At 71.3% G+C, this 7,658-nt stretch carries 7 protein-coding genes; 1 reads left to right on the top strand and 6 read right to left on the bottom strand.

The window, feature by feature from the left end:
* Positions 1-35 precede the first annotated feature (35 nt).
* Positions 36-695 carry a response regulator gene (locus GL263_RS17015; RefSeq protein ID WP_182856575.1) on the top strand — a complete coding sequence of 220 codons (660 nt, stop codon included), beginning with the start codon at positions 36-38 and terminating at the stop codon, positions 693-695.
* Between the two features lie 25 nt (positions 696-720).
* Here GL263_RS17015 and GL263_RS17010 read toward each other — a convergent pair whose 3' ends face one another.
* From GL263_RS17010 to GL263_RS16985, 6 genes are all read right to left on the bottom strand, one after another.
* Positions 721-1,722, bottom strand: a complete 1,002-nt coding sequence (locus GL263_RS17010; protein WP_182856574.1) for a DUF418 domain-containing protein — start codon at positions 1,720-1,722, stop codon at positions 721-723.
* 5 nt (positions 1,723-1,727) lie between these two features.
* Entirely contained in the window at positions 1,728-2,090 is a 363-nt protein-coding gene (locus GL263_RS17005; RefSeq protein WP_182856573.1) for a DUF4333 domain-containing protein, read from the bottom strand.
* A 224-nt stretch (positions 2,091-2,314) separates the two neighbouring features.
* A complete protein-coding gene (locus GL263_RS17000; RefSeq protein ID WP_182856572.1) occupies positions 2,315-2,911 on the bottom strand; it encodes a DM13 domain-containing protein in 597 nt (198 codons plus the stop codon).
* Positions 2,912-3,061: 150 nt separating this feature from the next.
* Positions 3,062-5,431 (bottom strand): phosphoketolase family protein, encoded by a 2,370-nt coding sequence (locus tag GL263_RS16995; RefSeq protein WP_182856571.1) that lies wholly within the window; start codon positions 5,429-5,431, stop codon positions 3,062-3,064.
* Positions 5,432-5,525: 94 nt separating this feature from the next.
* Positions 5,526-6,932 (bottom strand): NADP-dependent succinic semialdehyde dehydrogenase, encoded by a 1,407-nt coding sequence (locus tag GL263_RS16990; protein WP_182856570.1) that lies wholly within the window; start codon positions 6,930-6,932, stop codon positions 5,526-5,528.
* A 136-nt stretch (positions 6,933-7,068) separates the two neighbouring features.
* Positions 7,069-7,485: an ATP-binding protein gene (locus tag GL263_RS16985; RefSeq protein WP_182856576.1), complete on the bottom strand. Its 417-nt coding sequence runs from the start codon at positions 7,483-7,485 to the stop codon at positions 7,069-7,071.
* Positions 7,486-7,658: the final 173 nt, after the last annotated feature.

Here is a 7,658-nt window from a genome sequence, read left to right as displayed (position 1 = left end):
GTGTTCCCGGTGTGGGAGCGGAGGGAGTCCGTCGGATGAGCGGTTCGGTGACGCGGGTGCTGGTGGCGGACGACCAGGAGATGGTCCGGACGGGGTTCCGGCTGATCCTGGAGGCCCAGCCGGGCATCGAGGTCGTCGGCGAGGCCGCGGACGGCGCGGAGTGTGTGGAGCTGGCGCAGCGCCTCCGTCCCGATGTCTGCCTGGTCGACGTCCGGATGCCCCGGTTGGACGGGCTGGAGGTCACCAGGCGGCTGGCAGGGCCGGATGTCGCCGACCCGCTGCGGGTTGTTGTGGTCACCACCTTTGACCAGGACGACTACCTGTACGGGGCACTGCGGGGAGGCGCTGTCGGTTTCCTCCTGAAGGATGCCGGCCCGGCGCTGCTGGTGGAGGCGGTGCGGGCGGCGGCCCGGGGCGACGGGCTGGTCTCCCCGGCCGTCACTCTCCGCCTGCTCAGCAACCTCGACCACGGCTCCGCCGCCGAGCCGTCTCCCGCTCCGCTCTCAGAGCGGGAGCTGGAGGTCGTACGGCTGGTGGCTCAGGGCCGAACGAACCAGGAGATCGCCGCCGAGCTGCACATCTCCCTCTCCACGGTGAAAACGCACCTGACGAGCGTCCAGTTGAAGTTGGAGGTTCGTAACCGGGTGGAGATCGCGGCGTGGGCATGGCGTACGGGCCGGATGCGGGACGGCTGAGGCCGGAAGGCGCTGTCTCCAGGTCTCAGCGCCACCAGGTCACACGCCGCCACGCCCACTCGAGCGGCCCGTACCGGTGGTGGGCCAGCCACCAGCGGCTGAACACCGCCTGCGCGGTCAGCGTGCCGGCGGCCAGGGCGAGGGCGCTGCCCCAGCGCAGGGACTCCGAGAGGCCGAGCAGGGGCGCCGCCGCCACCACAATCACCGTGCCGGACACGTAGTTGGTGAGCGCCATCCGGCCGAGCGGGGCCAGAGCGGCCTCCAGGGGGCGTCCCCAAGGGCTTTGCAGGAGCAGGAGGAACCCGCAGACGTAGGCGATCGCGGCCAGCAGCCCAGCGACGGCGGCCGACTTCATGGCGATCGGCTCCAGCCACGTCCTCTGCTGCCAGAGGGCGGCGGCGACGGCGGCCGGCGCGGTGAGCGCGAGGAGCACGGCAAGCTGCCGGGTGCGGTCCGGCAGCGTGTCCGGTATGCCGTACCTGGCGGTTGCGGCACCCAGCAGGAAGAGCCCGGGTATCAGGGCCATGCCGCCGCTGGCGAACGTCAGACCGGCCACGGTCGCCGCGGCTCCCGCAAGCAGCGTCGCCCAACGCGGCAGCCACGTCGAGGGGAGCAGCACCACCAGGCCGGCGATCGCGTAGGGCAGCAACGCCTCGCCCGGGTGCAGAAGTTGGTGGAGCCCGCCGAGTATGCCGAGCGCCAGCAGCCTGCGGAGCAGGAGGACGCGGGCGTTGGCGCCGCGCGCTGCCGCACTCTCGTAGAAGAGCACGAAGCTCAGGCCGAAGAGGAAGGAGAAGATCGGGAAGAACCGGTGCTGGACCAGCAGGTCCAAGGCCTCCCTGACCGGGTGGAGTTCTCCGGGGCGGGGGCCGGCGGCGAGCGAGACGATCTGCGGGATGTTGACCAGCAGGATGCCGCAGAGCGCGAATCCCCGTAGGGCGTCCAGGGCGTGGATGCGGGAGCGCCCGGCGCCGGTGGCGGAGGTGGCCTCGGCCGCCGGGGCGGGCGAGACGTGCGGGGCGTTCATCCTTCTCAGCCCTCCAGCAGCACGTAGTCGTAGGAGACGTGCTCGCCGTCGGTGCCCGTGACGGAGACCGCGATGCTCTGCGTCCTGTCGTCGTCGAGCGTGACCTCGCACATGAGGGGACGGCCCGAGCGGGGACGCAGCTCGTCCTCGCAGCGCACCTGCCGTGGCTTCTTGTCGATCACCGGTACGCCGTAGTGGGCCTGTATCCGCCGTTCGACCTCGGCGCGGGGCACGTGGCCGGTCGCGGCGTCCCGCACGCTCGTGGACTCGCTGGAGAGCAGCCGGGGCGCGGTCAGGACCGTCAGCACGGCGGTCGCGAAGGCGAGGCCTCCGACGATGGTCAGGACGGCGAGGGTGGAGCGTTTCACGGGTTCCTCCGTGTACGGGAACTGTTCGTCCCGTACACGGTCCACCGCCGGGGTGCCTTCCCGCCTCGGCCGAATGGTTGCTTTGCCTACCGGCCAAAAGTATGAGTGCGGGGCGGGGCACGGCACCGCTCATCTGCGGCTAGCCGGAAGGATGATCCCTCCACCCGCCAAAAGGTGCATCGACGTTCAACCGCACGGCTGACGCGCCGGTCGTGGTGTGAACCCTACGCTTCCTTCAGTTCGGCAGCCCCGAAGCTGACGGCGAAGCGCTTGCACCAGATGCTGACGCTGGTGAGCTTTTCCAGGTCGACGGTCTCGGGAAGTTCGTAGTTCTGGCTTCCCTTGTTGCCCTTGAGCTTGCCGAGGTTGACGTACTCGCCGTCGTCGAAGACGTGCCAGCCGGCACGGCCTTCGATGACGGGAGCGTCGGTGATCCACACGTGCAGGTCGGGTCCGTTGCTGGTGTCCAGGTTCTCCAGTCGAAGGACGCGGTTTCCGTCGGCGGTCTCCACGACACGCACGCTCCCGGAGGTGCTGTGCTCGTGGCTGATCAGTTCGCCTGACACGAGCGTACGGGGCTCGGCCGGCGGCGTCGGCGTCGCGGAGGCGTCGTCGCCGTCGCCGCCGACGTCCGTGTCCGGGCCCGTACCGGGAGAGGAGGTGGCGGTCGGTGCGGCCGAGGGGAGCGACTCGTTGACGGTCTCGTCCACGACAAGCTTCCAGGGCTGGAACCAGTACATCCCGAAAGCCACCAGCAGCGTCAGCACCACCGCGCCGCTGAGGACCACCGGCCTGCTGAGAAGCCTGCCGAACCGCGCCATGACCGTCCCTCCCCCGCGGTGTCGTCGGAACACCGCGTGGCCTGGAGCCTAGCTCGGAGAAGCCGACCGGGCGAGAGGCGTCGGAGCGGTGAGAGGGACGAGCCGGCCCGACGGGTCAGGGAGCCCGACGGGTCAGGAAGGAGGTGCCCGTCAGCCGGGCCAGGCCCACTCGGCGACCTCGGGCAGGTCCGTGCCGTGCCGTCGAATCCACTCGTGGTGGCGAGCGCGTACGTCCGCCAGGTGCTGGCGGAGGTCGGCGGCGTGCACGGCGAGATCCGGGACGCGGTCGATGACGTCCATGGCGAGACGGTAGCGGTCCAGGTTGTTGCGCACGACCATGTCGAAGGGGGTGGTGGTACTGCCCTCCTCCTGATAGCCGCGCACGTGCAGGTTGTCGTGGCCTGTGCGGCGGTAGGTCAGGCGGTGGATGAGCCACGGATAGCCGTGGTAGGCGAAGATCACCGGGCGGTCCCGGGTGAAGAGCGCGTCGTAGTCGGTGTCGGTCATGCCGTGCGGGTGCTGGTCCGCCGGGAGCAGCCGGGCAAGATCGACGACGTTCACCACCCGCACGGCCAGGTCGGGGAGGTGACGCCGGAGGAGTGCGGCCGCCGCGAGCGTCTCCTGGGTCGGCACGTCGCCGGCGCAGGCGAGGACGGCGTCGGGCGTCTGGCGGCCGTCGCCGGTGCCGGCCCAGGGCCACACGCCCGCGCCCCGGGCGCAGTGGTGCCTGGCCTCCTCCAGCGGCAGCCAGTCGAAGCAGGGTTGCTTGCCGGCGACGACGACGTTGACCAGGTTGCGGGTGCCCAGGACGTGCTCGGCCACGGCCAGCAGGGTGTTCGTGTCCGGTGGCAGGTACACCCGTACGTAGTCCGGGCTCTTGTTGAACACGTGGTCCACGAAGCCGGGGTCCTGGTGGGAGAAGCCGTTGTGGTCCTGCCGCCACACATGGGAGGTGAGGAGGTAGTTCAGTGAGGCGACGGGGCGTCGCCAGCGCAGTTCGTCGGCGGTCTTCAGCCACTTGATGTGCTGACTGGCCATGGAGGCGACGATGTGGGCGAAGGCCTCGTACGAGGAGAAGAGTCCGTGCCGGCCGGTGAGCAGATAGCCCTCCAGCCAGCCCTGGCAGAGGTGTTCCGACAGCACCTCCATGACCCGCCCGCCGCGGTTCAGATGCTCGTCGGTCTCGAGCGTCTTCTCCTGCCACGCCTTGCCCGTCGCCTCGTACACGGCGTGCAGGCGGTTGGAGGCCGTCTCGTCCGGGCCGACCAGGCGGAAGTCACGGCGGTCGGCGGTGGCGGTCATGAGGTCGGCGAGCAGGGCCCCGAGGGCCCGGGTCGGCGCGTGGCTGCTCGCTCCGGGCTTGTCCACCGGCACGCCGTACCTCTCCAGCGGAGGTACGGGGAGTTCGCGGAGGAGCAGTCCGCCGTTGGCGTGTGGGGTGGCACCGAGGCGTCGGGTGCCTTCCGGCACGTGTCGCAGGACCCCGGGGCGTGGCCGGCCGGCGTCGTCGAACAGTTCCTCCGGACGATAGGAGCGCAGCCAGGCTTCCAGACGGAGCAGGTGGTCGTGGTTCTCCCGGACCTCGGCGAGCGGGACCTGGTGGGAGCGCCAGGTGTCCTCCACCGGCTTGCCGTCGACCTCGGCCGGACCCGTCCAGCCCTTGGGGGAGCGGAGCACGATCATCGGCCAGCGCGGGCGGGCGGTGACCCGGGCGACCCGTGCCCGGTCCTGGATCTCCCGGACCCGGTCGGCGGCCTCGTCGAGCGCGGCGGCGAGCTTGCGGTGCACCGCGGGCGGATCGTCGACGTCACCGGTGACGTACAGGGGCTCGTGGCCGTATCCGCGCAGGAGCTGGTCGAGTTCGGCTTCGGGCAGGCGGGCCAGCACGGTCGGGTTGGCGATCTTGTAGCCGTTCAGGTGCAGGATCGGCAGGACGGCGCCGTCGTGGACGGGGTCGAGGAACTTGTTGCCGTGCCAGGAGGCGGCAAGCGGCCCGGTCTCCGCCTCTCCGTCGCCGATGACGCAGGCGACCAGCAGGCGCGGGTTGTCCAGCGCGGCGCCGTAGGCGTGCGCCAGGGCGTAGCCGAGTTCGCCGCCTTCGTGGATCGAGCCGGGCACGTCCGGCGCGGCGTGGCTGGGCACCCCGCCGGGAAAGGAGAACTGTCGGAAGAAGCGTTCCATGCCGGCGCGGTCCCGGGTCACGTCGGGGTAGGTCTCGGTGTAGCTGCCTTCGAGCCAGCTCCCGGCGAGAACCGCCGGCCCGCCGTGTCCCGGCCCCCAGACGCACAGGGTGTCCTGATCGCGCTCGCGGATCAGCCGGTTCAGATGGGTGTAGACGAGGTTGAGACCGGGGGTGGTGCCCCAGTGGCCGAGCAGCCGCGGCTTGATGTGCTCGGGGCTGAGCGGCTCGCGCAGCAGCGGATTGGCCATCAGGTAGATCTGGCCGCAGGAGAGGTAGTTGGCCGCACGCCAGTGCGCGTCGAGGGCGGCCACGTCAAGGGGGTTCGCGGTGTCGGCCACGGGCGTTCTCCGTCCTTCCGGTCGGCGTGTGAGGCGGGGTCCCCGCAGCCGGTCGGGCGTCGGCCGGGTGCGGTCCGTGCCGGTACTGCTCCTCTCAGTCGGCTTCCGCCTGCGCGCCGAACCAAACGGTGGTGGTGTTGCAGAACTCGCGGATGCCGTGGCCCGCCAACTCCCTGCCGTATCCGGAGCGTTTGACGCCGCCGAACGGCAGTGCCGGATGGGACGCCGTCATGCCGTTGACGTAGACGCCGCCGGCGTTGACGTCCCGCAGGAACCGGCGGCTGTCCTCCTCGTTCCGCGTCCACAGGTTCGAACTCAGCCCGAAGGGGGTGTCGTTGGCCAGTTCCAGTGCCTCGTCGAGGCTTTCCACCCGGTAGAGGGTGGCCACCGGGCCGAACGCCTCCTCGCGGTGGATGCGCATCCGGTCGGTGATTCCGGTCAGCACGGTCGGGGCGTAGTACCAGCCGCGGTCCAGGCCGTCGGGCCGCCGACCGCCGCAGAGCGCCGCGGCGCCCAGGCCGACGGCGTCGTCCACCAGTTCCTCGAGGTCGGCGCGGCCACGCTCGCTCGCCAGCGGCCCGACGTCGGTTTCCTCGTCCGTCGGGTCGCCGACGCGCAGCGCGGCCATGCCGTCGACGAAGCGGCGGGCGAAGTCGTCGTACACGTCCGCGTGCACGATGAAGCGCTTGGCGGCGATGCAGGACTGGCCGGTGTTCTGGGTGCGGGCGGTCACGGCGGTGGCCGCCGCGCGTGCCACGTCGGCCGACGGCATGACCACGTACGGGTCGCTGCCGCCCAGCTCCAGCACCGTCTTCTTCACCTCGTCGCCGGCGACGGAGGCCACCGCCCGGCCGGCGGGCTCGCTGCCGGTGAGGGTGGCCGCGTCCACCCGTTCGTCACGCAGAACGGCCTCGATGGCGTCCGAGCCGACGAGCAGGGTCTGGAAGCAGCCCTTCGGGTAGCCGGCCCGGCGGAACAGCTCCTCCAGGTACAGCGCGGTCTGCGGCACGTTGGAGGCGTGCTTGAGCAGTCCCACGTTCCCCGCCATGAGCGCGGGCGCGGCGAAGCGCACCACCTGCCAGAGCGGGAAGTTCCACGGCATCACGGCCAGCACCACGCCGAGCGGCCGGTGCACCACCCGGGCGTGCTCGGCGCCGGAGTCGGCCACGTCGTCCGGCGCCGGGTGCTCGTCGGCCAGGAGGGCGGCCGCGTTGTGCGCGTACCAGCGCATCGCCTTGACGCACTTGGCGGCCTCCGCGCGGGCGGCCCCGATGGGTTTGCCCATCTCGGTGGTAATGACCCGGGCGATGTCGGCGTTGTCCGCCTCCAGCAGTTCGGCGGCGTGCAGCAGCATCTCCGCGCGCTCGTCGAAGTCGGTGAGCCGGTGCTGGCGGAAGGCGGCACGGGCGGCCGTCAGCCGGCGTTCGACCTGTTCCCGGTCCATCTCCTCGAATGTTCTGAGGGTCTCCCCGGTGGCGGGGTTCACCGTGGCGATGGGCATGCCGCTTCCTCCTCGCTGCGGTCCGGCCGGTGCGTCGCGGTGTCCGCGTGTGCCGGGGCCGGGTGGCCGGCCGGCTCCGGGCGGCCACCCGTGGTCGTCGGCCGGACCTGTTCGGTGGTCAGTCGTGTTCGGTTGGTCAGTCGTGTTCGGCGGCGGGCCAGGCGTCGTCCACGACGAAGGTCACCGCCGTTCCGCCGTAGCGGCTGGCCACCACCCACCACCGGTCCGCCAGGGCGTCCACCAGCAGGAGGCCGCGCCCTCCGGTGGCGTCCTCGGTGGCGGGTCGCATCCGCACCGCCTCGGGCGGCCCGGGGCTGTGGACCGCCACACGTAAGCGGGTGCCCTCCCGCCACCACTCCACTCGCACCCGCCACCGCGAGTCCTGCGACCGGGGGTGGAGGACCGCGTTGGTGACAAGCTCCGACATCATCAGCAGGCTGTCCTCCAACGCCCGCGTCCAGCACGGTCCGCCGTCCGGCGCGTGTGGTTCGAGCAGCTTGCGGAACCACCGCCGGGCCGTGGGTACCGACTCGGGTACCGGCCGCAGCGTCATCGTGCCCAATGGTTCGGGTGGGGCGGCGTCGGTGCGGGAGCCGTTCGCGCCGAAGCCGTCGCAGAGGTCATCCATCAGCACCCACTCCTCAGCCGTGCCGTGTCGCCCTTGCGAACGGGTACGCGCGGGAGTGCGCCGGATGCTCAGCCTTTGTTCGTGGATGAGCATCCGGC

The sequence above is a fragment of the Streptomyces durbertensis genome (genome assembly GCF_014156695.1).
In the GTDB taxonomy this organism is placed as follows: domain Bacteria; phylum Actinomycetota; class Actinomycetes; order Streptomycetales; family Streptomycetaceae; genus Streptomyces; species Streptomyces durbertensis.
Note: the sequence above shows the minus strand (reverse complement) of the source record. Positions and strands in the feature narration are given on the sequence as shown.